Here is a 17,904-nt window from a genome sequence, read left to right on the forward strand (position 1 = left end):
GTAATTATTGGAGTATCGTCTAATAATCTGTTTTTCTATTGATATAACCAAATGGAATAAAATACTAATAAGAAGGAGGAGGTGTAAGTAATCATTAGAATAATTTTTGATTAATAAGGATATGTATGCCAAATCTAAACCTGTTTTTTATAGTAAAAAACATATTAATTTAAAGGGGGAAGTAAATAGAAACACCCTTTATTTGAGCGTTTCTATTGTTATGACTGTTTATTATTAAAATTTCTATAGTACTTCAACAATTGATTCGCAAAGTCTGGACATGTTATCTAATGTCATACCAGCCACGTTGATACGTCCTGAGTTTACGATGTAAATGCCATAATCATTACGTAATTTTAGTACTTGTTCTTCGTTCAAACCACTGAACGAAAACATGCCATTTTGTTTGGCAATAAAACTAAAATCTTGATTTGCACCTTTGTCTTGTAAGGTTTTTACAAATAGTTGTCGCATGCGGTGAATGCGTTGACGCATACTTGTTAATTCATCGATCCACTCTTCTTTTAATTCTTCATTGTTTAATATATAAGAGACGATTTTAGCGCCATGGGCAGGAGGGTTTGAGTAATTAGCTCGAATAATTGTTTTGACTTGACTAAAGGCTCGATCGGCAATTTCAGCATTTGCCGCAATTAATGTAAATGCTCCCACTCGTTCGTTATATAAACCAAAATTTTTAGAATATGAACTTGCAATAAGTAGTTCTGGATGATTATTGGCAAATAACCGTAACCCATAAACGTCTTCTTCTATACCTTGTCCAAAGCCTTGATAAGCTAAATCAAACAGTGGTAACCAACCATTTTTTAAGGCAAGATTCGATATAGCTTGCCATTGTTCTGGGGTTGGATCGATACCCGTTGGGTTATGACAGCATCCATGGAATAATACCGCTTCGCCAGCAGTAACTTGGTTTAAGCTACTCATCATGGCATCAAAATCAAGAGTGTACGTTTGTGCACTGTAATAATGGTATTCGCGTACTTCAAGGCCTGCCATTTGGAATACACTACGATGATTTGGCCAAGTTGGATTACTAACCCAAACTCGTTTTATTTTGGTTTTGCGAGCTAAAAAGTCTGCCATAATGCGTAAAGCCCCTGTTCCTCCAGGTGCTTGTGCAGTTCTTGCTCGTTCATTTTCACTACCAAAAAGCAAAGTTTGCGTTGCAATATTGAAGGATTTGAGACCGTCAATAGGAAAGTAACTTTTTGTGGTTTCGTCATTTAGTAACAAATGCCCTGCTTTTCTGACACTTTCTAAAATAGGGGTTTTGGTCGTTTCATCTTTATAAATACCGACACTTAAATTAATTTTATTGGTGCGTTCATCTTTATTATAAAGGTCTGCTAGCCCTAAAATGGGATCGGCTGGTGCCGCTGTCAAATTTTCAAACATAATCCACCTATTTAATTGATTATTATTACTGCATTATATACACATTATTTTGTAAGTTACAATTTCAAATAGGTATACGATAAAATAGATTTTTGTAAACATTTTTAACGTTCTTATAGTTACTGAAAAACTGTAAGTTGATTAAAAAATGAAATCAAATCATTAGTTAATGTCGTTAGTTCTCCTGTTATTAAGTTCTCTTTTACTATTTCGCCCGTTAAATTGTTTAATGAAATTATTTTTGTGCTGTCATCCGTCGTAGCTATAAAAATGGTTGGTGTTCGTTTTAATCTTTTTTGTTGGGATAAATGAGCTATTAAATTTTGTTCTAAAGTTGAAAAGTCATCATCGTTCCATGCTTGAATTAAGGTTAAATCTGTGTCGGTAAATTTAGCCGTCATATTACCAGCATATTGTGTACCATAAAAAATGTGAGCAGAGGGATGTAAAATGATACCAATAACTTGTTCAACAATCGATAGATCTCTTGGCGGCTCTAATAAGAATGGATGCCAAAATACCGTGAGATGGTCAGTTTTTAAAATACAAGGCGAGGGGATGGCATGTAGTTCTTCGCTTTGTGGTGCGTATTTGAATTGCTCAATCCAACGAGTAGTAAAATTAAGTAAGGCAATTTTATTGGCAGAGTTCATAAACAGATATATCTCATATTTAAATTATAATGTTATTTTATCTTAATTATACTGATTAAGTTTTGTTATGCATAATTGCATCAGTGTTTTATTTTTAGTTAATGGGATAATTAGTAAGAAAAAATTTTGTAAAAAAGTTTCAGGTAACTATGTGTTTCAGTAAAAATTTAAGCAAATTAAATAAGTTATTTATTGTGTGGTTAAAGCAAGTTGAATATAACTAAAAATGAATTCTTAACTGTTTGTAAAATAGCCAGTTTAATTTGCTTGCTATCCTTGACTGAAACGTTAATAATAGTGGCGGATAATTTTATCCTTGTAATGCAGCAATGGCGTTAGACATTACAGTTTTTCAAAATAAAATAGCGTAAGTAGAATCATTATAATTAGATAATATGTTTATTTTAAACAATTGCATAAAGATTTAGTTTATTTGCTAAAGCCGTTAAGAAACATAGGTTTGCAAATTAGCCATATTAATAGTGTCAATAAATTATACAATTAGGTTTTTTTAAATATTTAGTGCTTTTTAATTTAGCATGTTACTTAATGTATGATATTGATGTTGTGTAAGCGGTATCAGGTTCACATAAAATAATAACAAAAATAACATAAATAAAATAATGAATGCTGTATACCAAATTTAGTTAAGTACCATTATTCATCATTGTTAAAATAATCACTTATCAATAATAAGATTCTACCTACTGTTAATTAAGATTAATCAAGAGTGTAGAATAATGAAAAGAATGCTAATCAATGCAACCCAGCAAGAAGAGCTGCGAGTTGCGCTTGTTGATGGTCAACGATTGTATGATTTAGATATCGAAAGCCTTGGACATGAACAAAAAAAAGCGAATATTTATAAAGGTAAAATCACTAAAATCAATCCAAGTTTAGAAGCCGCTTTTGTTTCGTATGGTGGTGAGCGTGATGGTTTTTTACCTTTAAAAGAGATTGCTGAAAGCTATTTCCCATCTAATATTTCTGGTCGTCGTAGTATTAAACATCTGCAGGAAGGTCAAGAAGTCCTTATCCAAATAGAAAAAGAGATTCGTGGCAAAAAAGGTGCGGCTTTAACCACCTATATTAGTTTAGCTGGTAGCTATTTGGTGTTGATGCCTAATGATCCTCGTGCTGGCGGTGTTTCGCGCCGTATAGAAGGTGAAGAAAGAGCAGATCTTAAGCGTATTATTGATGCAATTGAAAAGCCAAGAGGCATGGGTGTTATAGCTCGAACGGCGGGTGTTGGTAAAAGCCAGGAGGAGTTGCAACAAGATTTAGATGCATTAGTTAACTATTGGACAGCAATTCAAAACGAAGCCAAAAAACATCCTGCACCAAGCTTGATTCATAAAGAAAGTGATATCATTACTCGTGCGTTTCGTGATTATTTGCGTGATGATGTTGGTGATATTTTAATTGATAATCCTAAAGTACTTGAGATTGCTAAAAAACGTTTAGCTGATTTGGGACGTGTTGAGTATATTAGTCGCTTAAAGCTTTATGAGGGTGATGTGCCATTATTTAATCATTTCCAAATTGAGGGGCAGATTGAATCGGCATTCCAGCGAGAAGTTCGCTTACCTTCTGGTGGTTCAATCGTTATTGATGCTACAGAAGCGCTTACAGCAATTGATATTAACTCGGCTAAATCCATTCGTGGTAGTGATATTGAAGAAACAGCATTTAATACTAACCTTGAAGCAGCCGAAGAAATAGCTCGTCAACTACGCTTACGTGATTTAGGTGGTTTGATTGTTATCGATTTTATTGATATGACACCAGTCCGTAATCAGCGTGAGGTAGAAAATCGCTTAAAAGAAGCGATGAAAACCGATCGTGCACGAATTCAAACTACGCGAATTTCACGCTTTGGTTTACTTGAAATGTCGCGCCAACGTTTAAGTCCTTCATTACGTGAAGCAACGCATCATATTTGTCCTCGTTGTCAAGGTACAGGTACAGTTCGGGACAATAACTCATTGTCTTTATCTATTCTTCGATTGATTCAAGAAGAAGCAATGAAAGATAATACAGTACAAATCGATGTTATTGTTCCTGTGCCAATAGCAAGCTACTTACTCAACGAAAAACGTCGTGCTATCACCAATATTGAAAGTATGCATCCTGATGTCAAAATTGTGATTGCTGGCGATGAAGAGATGGAAACCCCATTGTATAAGGTGATTCGTAAGCGTAGAGGCGAAGAAACAGATGTACTGAGTTATAATCTTCCAAAATTGATTCGTGAACTTGAGGAAGAGGAAGAAGAGCAACAAGCTGTTGAAGTTATTGTTGAACAAGCTGTATTATCAGGCCCTAAAGTTGAAGCATGTGTAGCACCAAAAGAAAAGGTAGAGTCAAAAACTAAAAAATCAGGCGGTCTGTTTAGTGGGTTATTTGGTAAATTACGTAAACTGTTTGTTACTGAAAAAGTAGAACCTCAGCCAGAAGTTAAAACAAGACCAACTAAAAGACGGGATAATCAACGTTCAAACAATCGACGTCAACGTAATCACCGAAACAACAATGCTGCTAATAATGGTAATTTTGTTGCAGCAGGTAATATTGACGAGGTTAAAGAATCAAGTCGAAATAATAATCGCAGAGCTAAACAAAATAGTAATTCAAATACTAATTTAGCAAACTCTGAGAATAATTTTAAGGCAGATAAAGTTGTCGAGGAAGTAGTACAACCCAAACTGCGTGAGGCTAAGCCAAGACGTCAACAACGAGCATTAACTAAAAGTGTTCGTGTGAAAAATAGTAATGCTACTGCCACGGTGCAGACTGAACAAGAACGGGTAATTATTCCTTCTTTACTATTGCCTGTTATTGTCTCAGAATCGGCTGAGGGCAATATTGTATCGGAAATTCAACCGAAACGTCAGCGCCGTACTTCAAGACATTTACGAATGAATGGCCAACGTAATAAACGCCGTGTTCGTAATGTAGAACTAAAACAGTCTCCAATACCATTGCCGTTTGCTGCAGCATCATTGGAATTAGCTTTAGGTCGTGTTGTTGTTGATTACAGTCAAATAGCTAATTATGAACCACATAATGTGGTACCTGTCATTCCATCGCTTTTACTTCCTGTTATTGTTAAAAATGAGGAAGATGTAAATAGAACTGCTAGTGTTGATGAGGTATCAAAAGCTCCGTTATTTGTAAGTGTTCAAGAGGATTTTAATGTTAGTGAGAAAAATAATAATGATCTTGTAATTAATGATTCACACTCGATAGGTTATTCCTCATCAGCAATGACTAAAGCACCTGCACCAGAATATGTGACTTATGATGTTGAAATAAAATCGCGTGAAGAATCAGATTATCATTTTGAAGGTAAAGGTAATGCTGGCGGTTTAAGTGCTCAGGATCATGCTTATGCTGCAGCAAGTAAACCAGTAATACTGGATAATCAATAAATAGATTAATACACGGTGGCGTGGTTATGTCGCCGTGTTTTAATTAATTATAATAGCGATAAAGATAAATAATGATTATCTATATTTTTAAGAAAATAGTAACGTTTTTGTTTATTATCTGCGTATTAGCTCAGATTAGTTTTTGTTTAGTTTATTTTAGCCCTCACTCAACATTTAACATTAATAATTTAAGTTTTTTGGATGCATACAGTGATTTTTTTAAACAGTTGCTGCAAGGTCAATTCAGATTGTTAACTGGAGAAACGGTGCCGTTTCTTCATACATTATTGGCTACATTTGAACTGTGTATTCTCGCTTTATTCGTTGCTTTACTGATTGGATTGCCATTGGGAATTTTTCTTGGGCTTAGTAATATTAATTGGTTAAATGATATTATCCGTTTAGGATCTTTATTATTGTATTCTTGTCCTATAGTTATGGTTGTTATTATTGTTATGTATTGGTTATCGCCAACTTGGTCGATAACGATGAATTTTAATGTATCGCCATCAGTAGCTGGAACTTCGTTATTGGATCTTTTAATTTCATCAAAAACAGATAAATGGCATATGATATTGGGCCAACTTCACTATTTGTTTTTGCCGATCATTATTTTAGCTATTCAACCAAGCATTATGACTATTCAACTCGTTAGCCAGAATGTAAGAAATACATCACGACAGAATTTTATTAAAATGGCGATTATTCGTGAACGATCACCGTTTAAAATTTTACGCCGCCATTTATTACCTAATTCCATTCCTGCAACTATTCCACAGCTGACTTATAATACGACAACACTACTTTTTTCAACTATGGTAATTGAAATTTTATTTAATCGAGTAGGATTAGGACAATGGGTGATGCTTGCTTATCATCATCATAATTATTTTGTTATTTCTATTGCCATTTTAGCCTGTGGCACTGTCATCAGTTTGTTAACGTTATTGGGCGAAATTTCGGCGGTAGTTATTTATCCTTTACGTCATAAGGAACATTATGTCTAGGCAAGCAAGATTGCTTAAAAATGTTAATTTAAGCTTTAATCGGTTGCATAGCAATCTTTACTTAATTGTTGGCTTTTATGGCATATTAGCGATCTCATTTGTGGCATTATCAACCAAATGGTTTTTTCATGCTCATTTAACCCCTATTTACCCAACTTCATTACCACCTGCTTGGTGGTCTAATGGTGATATTAATCATATATTAGGTACAAATGCTAAAGGACAAGATATTTTTGATTATTTGTTAATTGGTTATCGTTCAACTATGTCAATGACATTAAAGGCGGTTTTTTATGTGGCTGTCATTGGTGGGTTAATTAATTACTTAATGTTTTTTATATCATTTATACGCCCTTTTATATTATTTGTTTTTAAATTTTGTATGGTAGTACCACCGTTACTTGGTGTGATTGTGATTAGCTTATTATTAGAAGATGACATTACTAATGTTTTATTGGTAATAGGGTTATCTTATACGCCACGCTTTATTTATAATATTCATCAGCGTGCCATCAATGAATGGAATAAAACGTATATTACGGCCTATAGACTTGATGGATTATCTTCCTTTACAATTTTTAATCATTATATTTTACCTAATATTTTACCTATTTATTTGACTGAAATTGTTTCGCTATTTGGTTCGATTATTTTAACTATTACTACCATAACTTTTTTAGGTTTTGCCAATGATGTTTCTCGACCAGATTTAGGTATGATGATGTTTCAGATGAAAGATATCATTGCAACTAATTATTTAGCCTTTTTATCTCCGGGAATTGCGGTTTCTGCTACAATTATTTTGGTTTATTTATTCAATTTTGGATTATATGGCCGTCGAGCAGGAACTTAATTATGGCATTATTAGATATTCGGAATTTAACCATTGAGTTTATTACGCCAGATGGTCTTTTGCGCGCAATTGATCGTGTAAATTTAAAGTTGTCAGAAGGTGAAATTCGAGGTTTAGTTGGTGAGTCAGGATCTGGAAAAAGCCTTATCGCTAAAGCTATTTTAGGCGTAACTAATCATAATTGGAAGATTTCAGCTGATCGATTTTATTTTAATGGCATTGATTTACTTAAACTTACTCCTAGACAGCGCCGAAAAGTCATTAGTGCCAATATATCGATGATATTCCAAGAACCACAATCTTGCTTAGATCCTTCCATGAAAGTAGGACAACAATTAATTAGTGCAATTCCAAGAAGGACATTTAAGGGGCATTGGTGGCAAAGGTTATTTTGGCGTAAACATCGAGCGATTGAGTTATTGCATCGGGTAGGAATTAAGAATCATAAGGAGATATTAAAATCTTATCCGTTTGAATTGACTGAAGGTGAATGTCAAAAAGTCATGATTGCAATTGCGTTAGCTAATCAGCCTAAGCTACTTATTGCTGATGAGCCGACAAATGCGATGGAAGCAACTACTGAAGCACAAATTTTTAGGTTGCTAGCTAGTATGAATCAAAATGTGGGTACCACTATCTTATTTATTAGTCATGATCTGCAAATGGTTACCAGATGGACTGATCGTATCAATGTTTTATATTGTGGACAGACAGTTGAAGTTGCTGATAGTAAAGATTTAATTAAATCGCCTTATCATCCTTATACTCAGGCGCTAATTTATGCAATTCCTGATTTTGGTAAAGCGATGCCGCATAAAAGTCCTTTAAATACTTTGCCTGGAGTGATCCCATCATTAGAACACCTACCAATAGGTTGTCGATTAGGGCCTCGTTGTCCATATGCTCAGAAAAAATGTATTTTGGTGCCAGAATTGATACCGATAAAAGATCATTTCGTAGCCTGTCATTTTCCGTTAAATACTGATGAGTAGCCATAAATAATAGGAATATACGATGAATCCAATATTAAGAGTGCGTAACTTATCTAAGCAATTTAAAATTCCTAAAGGATTTCTGGGACATTTATACATTAATGCGGTGAAGCCATTATCGTTTTCTCTTAATGAAGGTAAAACACTTGCAATTATCGGGCAAAATGGTTCTGGCAAATCGACACTTGCAAAAATGTTAGTTGGTATGATAAAGCCCGATAGTGGAAATATCTGGATTGATGGTAATAAAGTTCAATACGGCGATTATAGCTATCGTTGTCAACTAATTCGTATGATATTTCAGCATGTAGAAAGTTCATTTGATCCAAGATTACGTATTGGGCAATTGCTTGAAATACCATTAAAGTGTAATGCTAATTATGATGCTCATGAACGTGAAAAGTTAATTAGAGATGTATTGAAGCAAGTTGGATTGTTACCTGAACATGCCTCTTATTATCCTTCAGTGATGGCTGCGGGGCAAAAACAGCGTGTGGCATTAGCTCGAGCATTGATTTTAAAACCCAAAGTAATAATTTTAGATGAAGCATTAGCTGCACTTGATATTTCGATGCGTTCGCAAATTGTTAATTTAATGCTGACGTTACAAGCTGAACAAAATATCTCTTATGTATATGTTACCCAAGATATTGGAATGATGAAACATATCAGCGATGAAATTTTAGTTATGCATAATGGCGAATTGGTTGAATATGGTAATACCGCTGAAGTATTAGCTTCACCGCTGAGTGATATTACCCAAAAATTAATCAATAGCTATTTTGGTGAAGCGCTTACCGCAGATACTTGGCGTACCGATACTCGTACTTTTTAATCAACAATTCTATTCGAGTTATTTTGATTTTTGCATGAAGCAATACACATTTCTTTAGAATGTTCGTCAATTTGTAATTTGATTATTCTGATGATTTTGTTAGATAAAAAATCTCGACAAATAAATTAAAAGATACTATATTTAGCTATATGGATTTCTAGACGTCTATTTGATGTTTAAAAATGACTTACCGATTTAGGAGTTTTTGTTATGCCTATTTGTATTCCTGACTCATTACCTGCGGTTGATGTATTACGTAATGAGAATGTATTTGTTATGACTTCATCTCGTGCTAATACCCAAGAAATTCGACCTCTTAAGCTTCTTTTTTTAAATTTAATGCCTAAAAAAATTGAAACAGAAAACCAATTTTTACGCTTACTTTCTAATTCGTCTTTACAAGTTGATATTCAGTTATTACGTATTGATCAGCGAGAGTCTAAAAATACGCCTATTGAACATTTAAATAGTTTTTATTGTGATTTTGATGATATTTGTGAGCAAAATTTTGATGGGTTAATTATAACAGGTGCCCCACTAGGGAAAGTGGCTTTTTCCGATGTTGTGTATTGGTCTAAGTTAGCTGAAATTATTACTTGGGCAAAGGATCATGTTACTTCAACTATGTTTGTTTGTTGGGGTGTTCAAGCTGCTTTGAATGTCTTATATGATTTACCAAAATTTACTCGCACGCAAAAGTTATCGGGTGTTTTTCAGCATCATATTGTGCAATCTAATGCGATTTTAACACGCGGTTTTGATGATACCTTTTGGGCTCCCCATTCTCGTTATGCTGATTTTCCAATTGATAAAATAAAAACATATACCGATTTAACTATTTTAGCTGAGTCTGATATTACTGGTCCTTATTTAATGGCTACAGCTGATAAGCGGATGGTGTTTGTAACAGGTCATCCTGAATATGATTCTTCAACGTTGGCAAATGAATATTATCGAGACTTAAATGCAGGCATTCATCCTGATATGCCATATAACTATTTTCCTGATAATAATCCTCATTTAACACCAAAAGCCACATGGCGTAGCCACGCTTACCTATTATTCAGTAACTGGCTCAACTATTATGTTTACCAGTTAACTCCATTTGATTTAACTACTCGAAATTTAACGATTGATGACTAATAAAGGTTAGCCGCATCTTATAATCAAATTTTGTTAGGTTGTTGCTAGATTTATTTAACAATAACCTATTTAAATTGGATCTTACAATGCCAAATATTAAATAATAATTGGTTAAACTTGTGAAATATGATCTGAATGTAATTTTAGTTATATAACTAGACTTGTAACCAAAATGTTACAGGACCATCATTAATCAATGATACTTGCATATCGGCTGCAAATTGGCCAGTTTGAGTTGTTATTTTTTGTTGGCATTGTTCTACAAAAAACTGGTAAAGCCTATTTGCTTCATCGGGTTTAGCGCCTTTTGTAAAGCTTGGTCGCATTCCTTTTTTAGTGTCTGCAGCTAGGGTAAATTGAGAAACAACTAATACTTCGCCATTAGCTTGGTTAACATTTAAATTCATTTTTCCTTCATTATCGCTGAAAATACGATAACCTAAAACTTTGTCACATAAACGAATTGCTTTTTGTTCGTCATCGTCTTGCTCAATTCCGAGTAAAATCAGTAATCCCTGATTAATTTGTCCAATGATATTATTGTCTACTGTCACACTAGCTTTTTTTACTCGTTGGATTAAGGCGATCATAATTTAATTACTCTGGTAAAGAAGGGTTGTTAACAATATGTTTTTTTTGTCGGTTATAGTCAGTTAAGGTTGCTGCAAATTCGGCCCCAAACAAGACAATGCACCAAGAAAAATAGATCCAAACTAACATAATGGGGATTGATGATACTACTCCGTAAATGAGTTGATATGTTGGAAACGAAGTAACATATAGTGCAAATGCGCGTTTACCTATTTCAAATAATGCTGCAGCGACAAACGCTCCAATCATCGATTCTTTTAAAGGTACAGACTCTGTCGGGATAATGCTATAAAGTAGCCAAAATCCAACTACAGAAATAATAAACGGTAAGCAATTAAGTAGTATATTACCCGTTGTTGCTGTAGATAGCCATTTCAATGAAAAAATATAAGAGCTAACCGCTATACTAGAGCCGATTAAAATTGGGCCTAAGGTTAGTATTGTCCAATACATGGTTAGATTGTATATAAAGGAACGTTTGCGTTTAGTTTGCCAAATATGATTAAGTGCTGTATTAATTGAGTTGATAAGCAACAGTGATGTGACAATCAGACCAATTATACCAACAAAGGTCATTTTTTTTGTATTGGAGATGAATTGTTCTAAATAATTTTGAATGGTGTCACTCGCCGTTGGAACAAGATTGTTATAGATTAATTGTTTCAATAAATGGCTAATTTCATCAAACATAGGAAAAGCTGAGAGTAAAGAAAAAATAACGGTAATAAGTGGAACTAGTGCTAGGATGGTGGTATAAGCGAGTCCCGCAGAAGAAGTTGTTAGTCGGTCATGGTTGATACGATTCCATAACATTTTCATAAAAATCTGTATTTGCGTCATTGATCTCATCGGCTTTTTATATTCTAGTTAGAAATAACACAGTTATTAATCCCATTACTATTTAATAAGTTTAATGTGATATCGGCTTCTTTTTTACTGGTATAAGGTCCTACTGTGACTCGATATAATTGGCCTGAAGAAATATTGCCACTAACCCCCGTCATTGCGAGCTTAGCTTTTAGTTTATCAGCATTAGATTTATCTTTAAATGCACCACATTGTAATAGCCATTTGTTTGTAATAGCTTGTGTTGGCTGTGATTGTGATGTTACATTTGATGTTTGGTTTTTCGTTGTTGCTTCTTTTTGAGAAGGCGTTACAGTGCGTGCATTATTGACAAAGCTATTTAAGATTTGCTCTCTTTCACTAGCAATTGAACTTGATGTTGAGCCATAATTAGCATTAGGGGCTTCTAATTCTTTAAGGTATGTCCAACGCTCTTGAGGTTGTTCAGGTAAAGTTATTGAAGGAGGTTGAGTTTTTGCTTTTGGTTGTTCAACAGATTTTTTAGGTGTATTATTTGCAACAAAATAGAGAATAGCAGAAAATAAAATAATAATTATAATAGCCAAAAATATCATAAAATTAGGCTTACTTCGTGACTTATTTTTTTTTGATTGGCTCTTTTTTCTGACATAATCACGCTGAACCACAATAAACTCTCTTTTTAATAATATTGTATAAAATAAAACTAGTATATAAATAAAAAAAGTGGCTTACACCACTTTTTTCGTATTTCTTTAACTATGTTAGTCAAAAAATTAATGTATTAAGCCAACGCTTTAATTTGTTTGATTAGATTTGCTTTATGACGTGCAGCTTTATTTTTGTGAATTAAGCCACGAGCCGCTTGACGGTCAACAACTGCTTGCATGTCTTTGTATGCCACTTCAGCTGTTTGTTTATCACCAGCTGCGACAGCTGCGTAAACTTTCTTAATATAAGTACGCATCATTGAACGGTTACTAGCATTATGTTTACGGCGTTTTTCGGATTGAACCGCACGCTTCTTAGCTGATTTGATATTAGCCAAAGTCAACTCCCAAGTTTAGATAAAAATTACATATTAATAAGGTGGCAAAATATGCCTTAATTTCTTCCTATTGTCAATGGCGTTACATAAAAAAATATGTTGGTAGTTTTTGTATTTATTATTAATGTTTATTATTTGCACAGCAATCCCTATAACCTAAAAAGAATTTTTATGTTAGAATAGCGTAAGTTTTATTTTATTTATATTTTACAAGGGGAAGTATCATGTCTATTATTAGAATGCAAGATCTTGATCTAAAAGGAAAACGCTTATTTATTCGCTCAGATCTTAATGTGCCGGTCAAAAATGGTAAGGTAACTTCCGATGCGCGTATTAAAGCATCACTACCTACTATTGAAGAAGCCATCAAAAAAGGTGCTAAAGTAATGGTTACCTCTCATATTGGCCGTCCAACAGAAGGTGAATATAATCCAGAGTTCTCTTTACAACCTGTTGTTGATTATTTAAAAGAACACGTGTCATTCCCTGTTCGTTTAGTAAAAGATTACCTTAATGGTGTAGATGTAAAAGAAGGCGAGTTAGTTGTACTTGAAAACGTTCGTTTCAATGTAGGCGAAGGTAAAGATGATGAAACTTTGTCTAAAAAATACGCTGCTCTTTGTGATATTTATGTAATGGATGCATTTGGTACAGCTCACCGAGCTCAAGCTTCGACTCATGGTGCTGGTAAATTTGCTCCAGTGGCTTGTGCTGGTCCATTGTTAGCAGCTGAACTTGATGCGTTAGGTAAAGCATTAGATAATCCAGAAAGACCAATGGTTGCTATCGTTGCTGGTTCTAAAGTATCAACAAAATTAACCGTACTTGATTCTTTATCAAAAATTGCTGACCAAATTATTGTTGGTGGCGGTATTGCTAATACTTTTATTGCCGCTGAAGGTTATAATGTAGGTAAGTCTCTTTATGAAGCAGACTTAATTTCAGAAGCTAAAAAATTAATGGCTAACTGTGAAATCCCAGTTCCAACTGATGTTCGTGTTGCAACAGAATTTAGTGAAACAGCAACAGCGACTGAAAAATCAGTTAAAGATGTTAAAGAAAATGAACAAATTCTTGATTTAGGTGATAAATCAGCAGAAGTATTAGCAAGTATTATTAAAAATGCTAAAACCATTTTATGGAATGGTCCAGTGGGTGTTTTTGAATTTCCTAATTTCCGCCGTGGTACTGAAATTGTAGCAAAAGCAATTGCCGATAGCGAGGGTTTTTCAATTGCTGGTGGTGGAGATACATTAGCTGCAATCGATCTATTTGGTATTGAAGATAAAATCTCTTATATTTCAACTGGTGGTGGAGCTTTTCTTGAGTTTGTTGAAGGTAAAAAACTCCCCGCTGTTGCGATGCTAGAAGCTAGAGCAAAGGCCTAGTATTTGAGTTCAGTAAAAGGATGAGATAATTACTAATCCTTTGATTTTTATAAATAAATTTATAGGTAATAAAATGGTTACTAAGATTTCTGATGTTGTTAAACCTGGTGTTGTCACTGGTGATGATGTTCAAAAAGTATTTCAAATCGCTCGCGAAAATAACTTTGCATTACCTGCGGTTAACTGTGTTGACACAAATACTATCAATGCCGTTATTGAAACAGCCGCAAAAGTAGGTTCTCCTGTTATTGTTCAGTTTTCTAACGGTGGAGCTCAATTTATTGCTGGTAAAGGCCTAAAATTAGAAGGTCAAGAATGTGCTGTGTTGGGTGCTATTTCTGGCGCAAAACATGTTCATCTTATGGCTGAAAAATATGGAGTCCCTGTTATTGTTCATACTGATCACTGCGCTAAAAAATTACTTCCATGGGTTGATGGCTTACTGGATGCAGGTGAAACTCATTTTGCTAAAACAGGTAAACCATTATTTTCATCTCATATGATTGATCTTTCAGAAGAGTCATTAAAAGATAATATTGATATTTGTTGTCAATATCTTGCTCGTATGTCAGCAATGAAAATGACTTTAGAGTTAGAGCTAGGATGTACTGGTGGTGAAGAAGATGGTGTTGATAATAGTCATATGGATAGCTCAGCACTTTATACTCAACCAGAAGATGTAGCTTATGCTTATGAGCGTTTAAGTGCTATCAGTCCTCGTTTTACTATTGCAGCTTCATTTGGTAATGTGCATGGAGTTTATAAACCAGGTAATGTTAAATTAACGCCAAAAATTTTAGATAACTCACAAAAATATGTATCTGAAAAATATAATCTACCAGCTAAATCATTAAACTTTGTATTCCATGGTGGATCAGGCTCTACACCAGAAGAAATAGCTGAAGCAGTTAGTTATGGTGTAATTAAAATGAATATTGACACAGATACGCAATGGGCTAACTGGTCTGGTATCTTAGATTACTACAAAGCAAATGAAGCTTACTTACAGGGGCAATTAGGTAACCCTGAAGGCGTTGATGCTCCAAATAAAAAATACTACGATCCTCGCGTATGGTTACGTAAGGGACAAGATTCTTTAGTTGCCCGTTTAGAACTTGCATTTAAAGAGCTTAACGCTGTAGATGTTCTTTAATTTTTATGTTATTTAGGATTAAAGCAAGGTATTTGCCTTGCTTTTGATTTATCTATTCTTAAATTAAATCTTGCATTTTCATTTAAGTTATAGGATAATTCTGCCCTCATTTAACTTAGGGGAGCTGTCTATTTATTAATAATTATTATTAATAGAGGCGTTTGCACCCGAGCAAAGGAAACTAAAAATGGCAAAAAAAGTACAAGCTTACATCAAGTTGCAAGTTGCAGCTGGTGCAGCAAATCCTAGCCCACCAGTTGGTCCAGCACTTGGTCAACATGGTGTGAATATCATGGAATTCTGTAAAGCATTTAATGCAAAAACAGAAAGCATGGAAAAAGGATTACCAATTCCTGTAGTAATTACAGTCTATTCTGACCGTTCATTTACATTCGTAACTAAAACACCTCCAGCTGCTGTTTTGTTAAAGAAAGCGGCTAAAATCAAATCTGGTTCAGGTGAACCTAATAAGAAAAAAGTAGGTAAAGTAACGAGCGCACAAATTCGCGAAATCGCTGAATTGAAAGCTGCAGATATGAATGGTGCTACCATTGAAACGATGATGCGTTCTATTGAGGGAACAGCTCGTTCAATGGGCTTGGAAGTGGAGGGTTAATTCATGGCTAAATTATCTAAGAAGGCTAAACTTATCCGCGAAAAAGTAAACGCAACTAAACAATATGAAATCAATGAAGCAATTACTTTATTAAAAGAATTAGCTACAGCTAAATTTACAGAAAGTGTTGATGTCGCTGTTAATTTAGGTATTGATTCACGTAAATCAGATCAAAATGTTCGTGGTGCAATCGTTCTTCCTCATGGTACTGGACGTAGCGTGCGTGTTGCTGTCTTTACTCAGGGGGCAAATGCAGAGGCTGCAAAAGAAGCTGGTGCTGAATTAGTGGGTATGGACGATCTTGCAGATCAAATCAAAAAGGGCGAAATGGATTTTGATGTCGTAATTGCATCACCTGACGCTATGCGCGTTGTTGGTCAATTAGGTCAAATTTTAGGACCACGTGGTTTAATGCCAAATCCTAAAGTTGGAACTGTAACTCCTAACGTTGCAGAAGCTGTAAAAAACGCTAAAGCTGGTCAGATCCGTTACCGTAATGATAAGAATGGTATTATCCATACTACTATTGGTAAAGCTGATTTTGATGCAGATAAGCTTAAAGAAAATTTAGAAGCATTACTTGTTGCGTTGAAACGTGCAAAACCAGCCTCTTCTAAAGGTGTATTTATTAAGAAAGTTAGCCTTTCTACTACAATGGGTGCTGGTGTTGCTATTGATCAAGCAACATTAAATGCAACTGTTTAATTATTATTTATAATTAAATAGAGAAATCGGTTGGTGTCTGGCCTTAACCAGACCCCGTCCAAGACCGTAGGTGTGGTTGTTGTGTGACTACTTAATTTTCCTACGTAGACGGTGACAGAACCTGATAAGATATAATAGAAGGATTCTGCTCATCGTGGTTGTGCTAGCTATATTTGTAGCTAGCTTGAATAAGTCTAGGCTTTTGCCTAGTATAATCCAGGAGCAATACCAATGGCACTAAATCTTCAAAATAAACAAGAAATTGTTGCTGAAGTCAATGAAATCGCCAAAGGTGCGCTATCTGCAGTTGTTGCTGATTCTCGAGGCATAACTGTAGAAAAAATGACTGCATTACGTAAATCTGCTCGTGAAGCTGGTGTTTATATGCGTGTTGTTCGTAATACGCTATTACGCCGTGTTGTTGAGGGCACTCAATATGAGTGTTTAAAAGATACGTTTGTTGGTCCAACTCTAATTGCATTTTCAAATGAGCACCCAGGTGCTGCAGCGCGCCTTTTTAAGGCGTTTGCGAAAGAAAATGAAAAATTTGAGATTAAAGCCGCAGCCTTTGAAGGTGAGTTGATTACTGCAGCGAATATTGATCGCTTAGCAACATTACCTACATATGAAGAAGCATTAGCTCGCTTGATGTCAACCATGAAAGAAGCCGCAGCTGGCAAATTGGTTCGTACTCTTGCAGCGGTTCGCGATCAAAAAGAAGCTGCTTAATTGGCGGTTTGATTGTGAATTTTATTAATTAAAAAATGTAAATTTGGGAAACTATATTATGTCTATCACTAAAGAACAAATTTTAGATGCAGTTGCTGAAATGTCTGTTATGGATGTTGTTGAACTTGTATCAATGATGGAAGAAAAATTTGGCGTTTCTGCAGCAGCAGCTGTAGCCGTAGCCGCAGCAGGTCCAGCTGAAGCAGCAGAAGAGAAAACTGAATTTGATGTAATCTTAAAAGATGTTGGTGCTAATAAAGTAGCTGTTATCAAAGCAGTTCGTGGTGCAACTGGTTTAGGCTTAAAAGAAGCTAAAGACCTTGTTGAATCAGCTCCAGCAACAGTTAAAGAAGGCGTTAGCAAAGCCGATGCTGATGAACTTAAGAAAGCACTTGAAGAATCTGGTGCAGTTGTCGAACTTAAATAAGTTTATCGATATTCCGATAAATGGCTGGGGGTTTTATACCTCCAGCCTTTTTGCGCTATAATAAGTTAAAGAATTTTATTTGAAGATTA

At 34.8% G+C, this 17,904-nt stretch carries 18 protein-coding genes; 12 read left to right on the forward strand and 6 right to left on the reverse strand.

Going from position 1 to position 17,904, the window contains the following annotated elements; translation table 11 throughout:
• Nucleotides 1-243: 243 nt before the first annotated feature.
• Together A9G44_RS04410 and syd are read right to left on the reverse strand one after the other, a co-directional pair.
• Nucleotides 244-1,419 carry an amino acid aminotransferase gene (locus tag A9G44_RS04410; protein ID WP_065575107.1) on the reverse strand — a complete coding sequence of 392 codons (1,176 nt, stop codon included), beginning with the start codon at nucleotides 1,417-1,419 and terminating at the stop codon, nucleotides 244-246.
• A gap of 119 nt (nucleotides 1,420-1,538) precedes the next feature.
• The gene (syd, locus tag A9G44_RS04415; RefSeq protein ID WP_065609377.1) at nucleotides 1,539-2,072 is read right to left on the reverse strand and encodes a SecY-interacting protein; all 534 of its coding nucleotides are present in this window, start codon (nucleotides 2,070-2,072) and stop codon (nucleotides 1,539-1,541) included.
• Between the two features lie 740 nt (nucleotides 2,073-2,812).
• Here syd and rne point away from each other — a divergent pair.
• From rne to metA, 6 genes are all read left to right on the forward strand, one after another.
• On the forward strand, nucleotides 2,813-5,503 hold the full coding sequence (rne, locus tag A9G44_RS04420) for a ribonuclease E (RefSeq protein ID WP_065609379.1): 2,691 nt from the start codon (nucleotides 2,813-2,815) through the stop codon (nucleotides 5,501-5,503).
• Between the two features lie 248 nt (nucleotides 5,504-5,751).
• Nucleotides 5,752-6,510, forward strand: a complete 759-nt coding sequence (locus A9G44_RS04425) for an ABC transporter permease subunit (protein ID WP_179854801.1) — start codon at nucleotides 5,752-5,754, stop codon at nucleotides 6,508-6,510.
• Nucleotides 6,503-7,363: an ABC transporter permease subunit gene (locus A9G44_RS04430; RefSeq protein WP_034910389.1), complete on the forward strand. Its 861-nt coding sequence runs from the start codon at nucleotides 6,503-6,505 to the stop codon at nucleotides 7,361-7,363. Before A9G44_RS04425 ends, A9G44_RS04430 begins: the two co-directional genes overlap by 8 nt.
• Before the next feature lie 2 nt (nucleotides 7,364-7,365).
• Nucleotides 7,366-8,355, forward strand: a complete 990-nt coding sequence (locus tag A9G44_RS04435; RefSeq protein WP_065609383.1) for a peptide ABC transporter ATP-binding protein — start codon at nucleotides 7,366-7,368, stop codon at nucleotides 8,353-8,355.
• A gap of 22 nt (nucleotides 8,356-8,377) precedes the next feature.
• The gene (locus A9G44_RS04440; protein ID WP_065609385.1) at nucleotides 8,378-9,190 is read left to right on the forward strand and encodes a peptide ABC transporter ATP-binding protein; all 813 of its coding nucleotides are present in this window, start codon (nucleotides 8,378-8,380) and stop codon (nucleotides 9,188-9,190) included.
• Between the two features lie 210 nt (nucleotides 9,191-9,400).
• The gene (gene metA / locus A9G44_RS04445) at nucleotides 9,401-10,333 is read left to right on the forward strand and encodes a homoserine O-acetyltransferase MetA (protein WP_065575113.1); all 933 of its coding nucleotides are present in this window, start codon (nucleotides 9,401-9,403) and stop codon (nucleotides 10,331-10,333) included.
• A 155-nt stretch (nucleotides 10,334-10,488) separates the two neighbouring features.
• On the opposite strand, the gene dtd is transcribed toward metA, so the two are convergent.
• The 4 genes from dtd to rpsT form a co-directional block, all read right to left on the reverse strand.
• Nucleotides 10,489-10,923, reverse strand: coding sequence for a D-aminoacyl-tRNA deacylase (gene dtd / locus A9G44_RS04450; RefSeq protein WP_065575114.1), 435 nt, complete (start codon nucleotides 10,921-10,923; stop codon nucleotides 10,489-10,491).
• Between the two features lie 7 nt (nucleotides 10,924-10,930).
• Nucleotides 10,931-11,764, reverse strand: a complete 834-nt coding sequence (locus A9G44_RS04455; RefSeq protein ID WP_218056521.1) for a virulence factor BrkB family protein — start codon at nucleotides 11,762-11,764, stop codon at nucleotides 10,931-10,933.
• 23 nt (nucleotides 11,765-11,787) lie between these two features.
• Nucleotides 11,788-12,336: an SPOR domain-containing protein gene (locus A9G44_RS04460; protein ID WP_179854802.1), complete on the reverse strand. Its 549-nt coding sequence runs from the start codon at nucleotides 12,334-12,336 to the stop codon at nucleotides 11,788-11,790.
• Between the two features lie 197 nt (nucleotides 12,337-12,533).
• Nucleotides 12,534-12,797, reverse strand: a complete 264-nt coding sequence (rpsT, locus tag A9G44_RS04465) for a 30S ribosomal protein S20 (protein WP_065609389.1) — start codon at nucleotides 12,795-12,797, stop codon at nucleotides 12,534-12,536.
• Between the two features lie 224 nt (nucleotides 12,798-13,021).
• On the opposite strand from rpsT, the gene pgk reads away from it, so the two are divergent.
• The 6 genes from pgk (at nucleotide 13,022) to rplL (ending at nucleotide 17,815) form a co-directional block, all read left to right on the forward strand.
• Nucleotides 13,022-14,185, forward strand: a complete 1,164-nt coding sequence (pgk, locus tag A9G44_RS04470) for a phosphoglycerate kinase (RefSeq protein ID WP_065575118.1) — start codon at nucleotides 13,022-13,024, stop codon at nucleotides 14,183-14,185.
• 73 nt (nucleotides 14,186-14,258) lie between these two features.
• The gene (gene fbaA / locus A9G44_RS04475; RefSeq protein ID WP_034910416.1) at nucleotides 14,259-15,338 is read left to right on the forward strand and encodes a class II fructose-bisphosphate aldolase; all 1,080 of its coding nucleotides are present in this window, start codon (nucleotides 14,259-14,261) and stop codon (nucleotides 15,336-15,338) included.
• 187 nt (nucleotides 15,339-15,525) lie between these two features.
• Entirely contained in the window at nucleotides 15,526-15,954 is a 429-nt protein-coding gene (gene rplK, locus A9G44_RS04480; protein WP_034884321.1) for a 50S ribosomal protein L11, read from the forward strand.
• A 3-nt stretch (nucleotides 15,955-15,957) separates the two neighbouring features.
• Complete coding sequence (rplA, locus tag A9G44_RS04485; protein ID WP_034910418.1) at nucleotides 15,958-16,659, forward strand: 50S ribosomal protein L1; 702 nt, start codon at nucleotides 15,958-15,960, stop codon at nucleotides 16,657-16,659.
• 231 nt (nucleotides 16,660-16,890) lie between these two features.
• Nucleotides 16,891-17,388 (forward strand): 50S ribosomal protein L10, encoded by a 498-nt coding sequence (rplJ, locus tag A9G44_RS04490; RefSeq protein WP_034910420.1) that lies wholly within the window; start codon nucleotides 16,891-16,893, stop codon nucleotides 17,386-17,388.
• Between the two features lie 58 nt (nucleotides 17,389-17,446).
• Nucleotides 17,447-17,815, forward strand: a complete 369-nt coding sequence (rplL, locus tag A9G44_RS04495) for a 50S ribosomal protein L7/L12 (protein WP_034884317.1) — start codon at nucleotides 17,447-17,449, stop codon at nucleotides 17,813-17,815.
• Nucleotides 17,816-17,904 lie beyond the last annotated feature (89 nt).

The sequence above is a fragment of the Gilliamella sp. Occ4-3 genome (assembly GCF_001690675.1).
GTDB classification, from domain to species: Bacteria; Pseudomonadota; Gammaproteobacteria; order Enterobacterales; family Orbaceae; genus Gilliamella; species Gilliamella bombi.

Excerpts from the sequence above, each read along its gene's own strand:
- metA (WP_065575113.1), top strand. The coding sequence starts at position 9,401 with ATGCCTATTTGTATTCCTGACTCATTACCTGCGGTTGATGTATTACGT.
- rplK (WP_034884321.1), top strand. The coding sequence starts at position 15,526 with ATGGCAAAAAAAGTACAAGCTTACATCAAGTTGCAAGTTGCAGCTGGT.
- rplL (WP_034884317.1), top strand. The coding sequence starts at position 17,447 with ATGTCTATCACTAAAGAACAAATTTTAGATGCAGTTGCTGAAATGTCT.
- A9G44_RS04410 (WP_065575107.1), bottom strand. The coding sequence starts at position 1,419 with ATGTTTGAAAATTTGACAGCGGCACCAGCCGATCCCATTTTAGGGCTA.
- dtd (WP_065575114.1), bottom strand. The coding sequence starts at position 10,923 with ATGATCGCCTTAATCCAACGAGTAAAAAAAGCTAGTGTGACAGTAGAC.
- syd (WP_065609377.1), bottom strand. The coding sequence starts at position 2,072 with ATGAACTCTGCCAATAAAATTGCCTTACTTAATTTTACTACTCGTTGG.
- A9G44_RS04455 (WP_218056521.1), bottom strand. The coding sequence starts at position 11,764 with ATGACGCAAATACAGATTTTTATGAAAATGTTATGGAATCGTATCAAC.
- rplA (WP_034910418.1), top strand. The coding sequence starts at position 15,958 with ATGGCTAAATTATCTAAGAAGGCTAAACTTATCCGCGAAAAAGTAAAC.
- rplJ (WP_034910420.1), top strand. The coding sequence starts at position 16,891 with ATGGCACTAAATCTTCAAAATAAACAAGAAATTGTTGCTGAAGTCAAT.
- A9G44_RS04435 (WP_065609383.1), top strand. The coding sequence starts at position 7,366 with ATGGCATTATTAGATATTCGGAATTTAACCATTGAGTTTATTACGCCA.
- fbaA (WP_034910416.1), top strand. The coding sequence starts at position 14,259 with ATGGTTACTAAGATTTCTGATGTTGTTAAACCTGGTGTTGTCACTGGT.
- A9G44_RS04440 (WP_065609385.1), top strand. The coding sequence starts at position 8,378 with ATGAATCCAATATTAAGAGTGCGTAACTTATCTAAGCAATTTAAAATT.
- rne (WP_065609379.1), top strand. The coding sequence starts at position 2,813 with ATGAAAAGAATGCTAATCAATGCAACCCAGCAAGAAGAGCTGCGAGTT.
- A9G44_RS04430 (WP_034910389.1), top strand. The coding sequence starts at position 6,503 with ATGTCTAGGCAAGCAAGATTGCTTAAAAATGTTAATTTAAGCTTTAAT.
- pgk (WP_065575118.1), top strand. The coding sequence starts at position 13,022 with ATGTCTATTATTAGAATGCAAGATCTTGATCTAAAAGGAAAACGCTTA.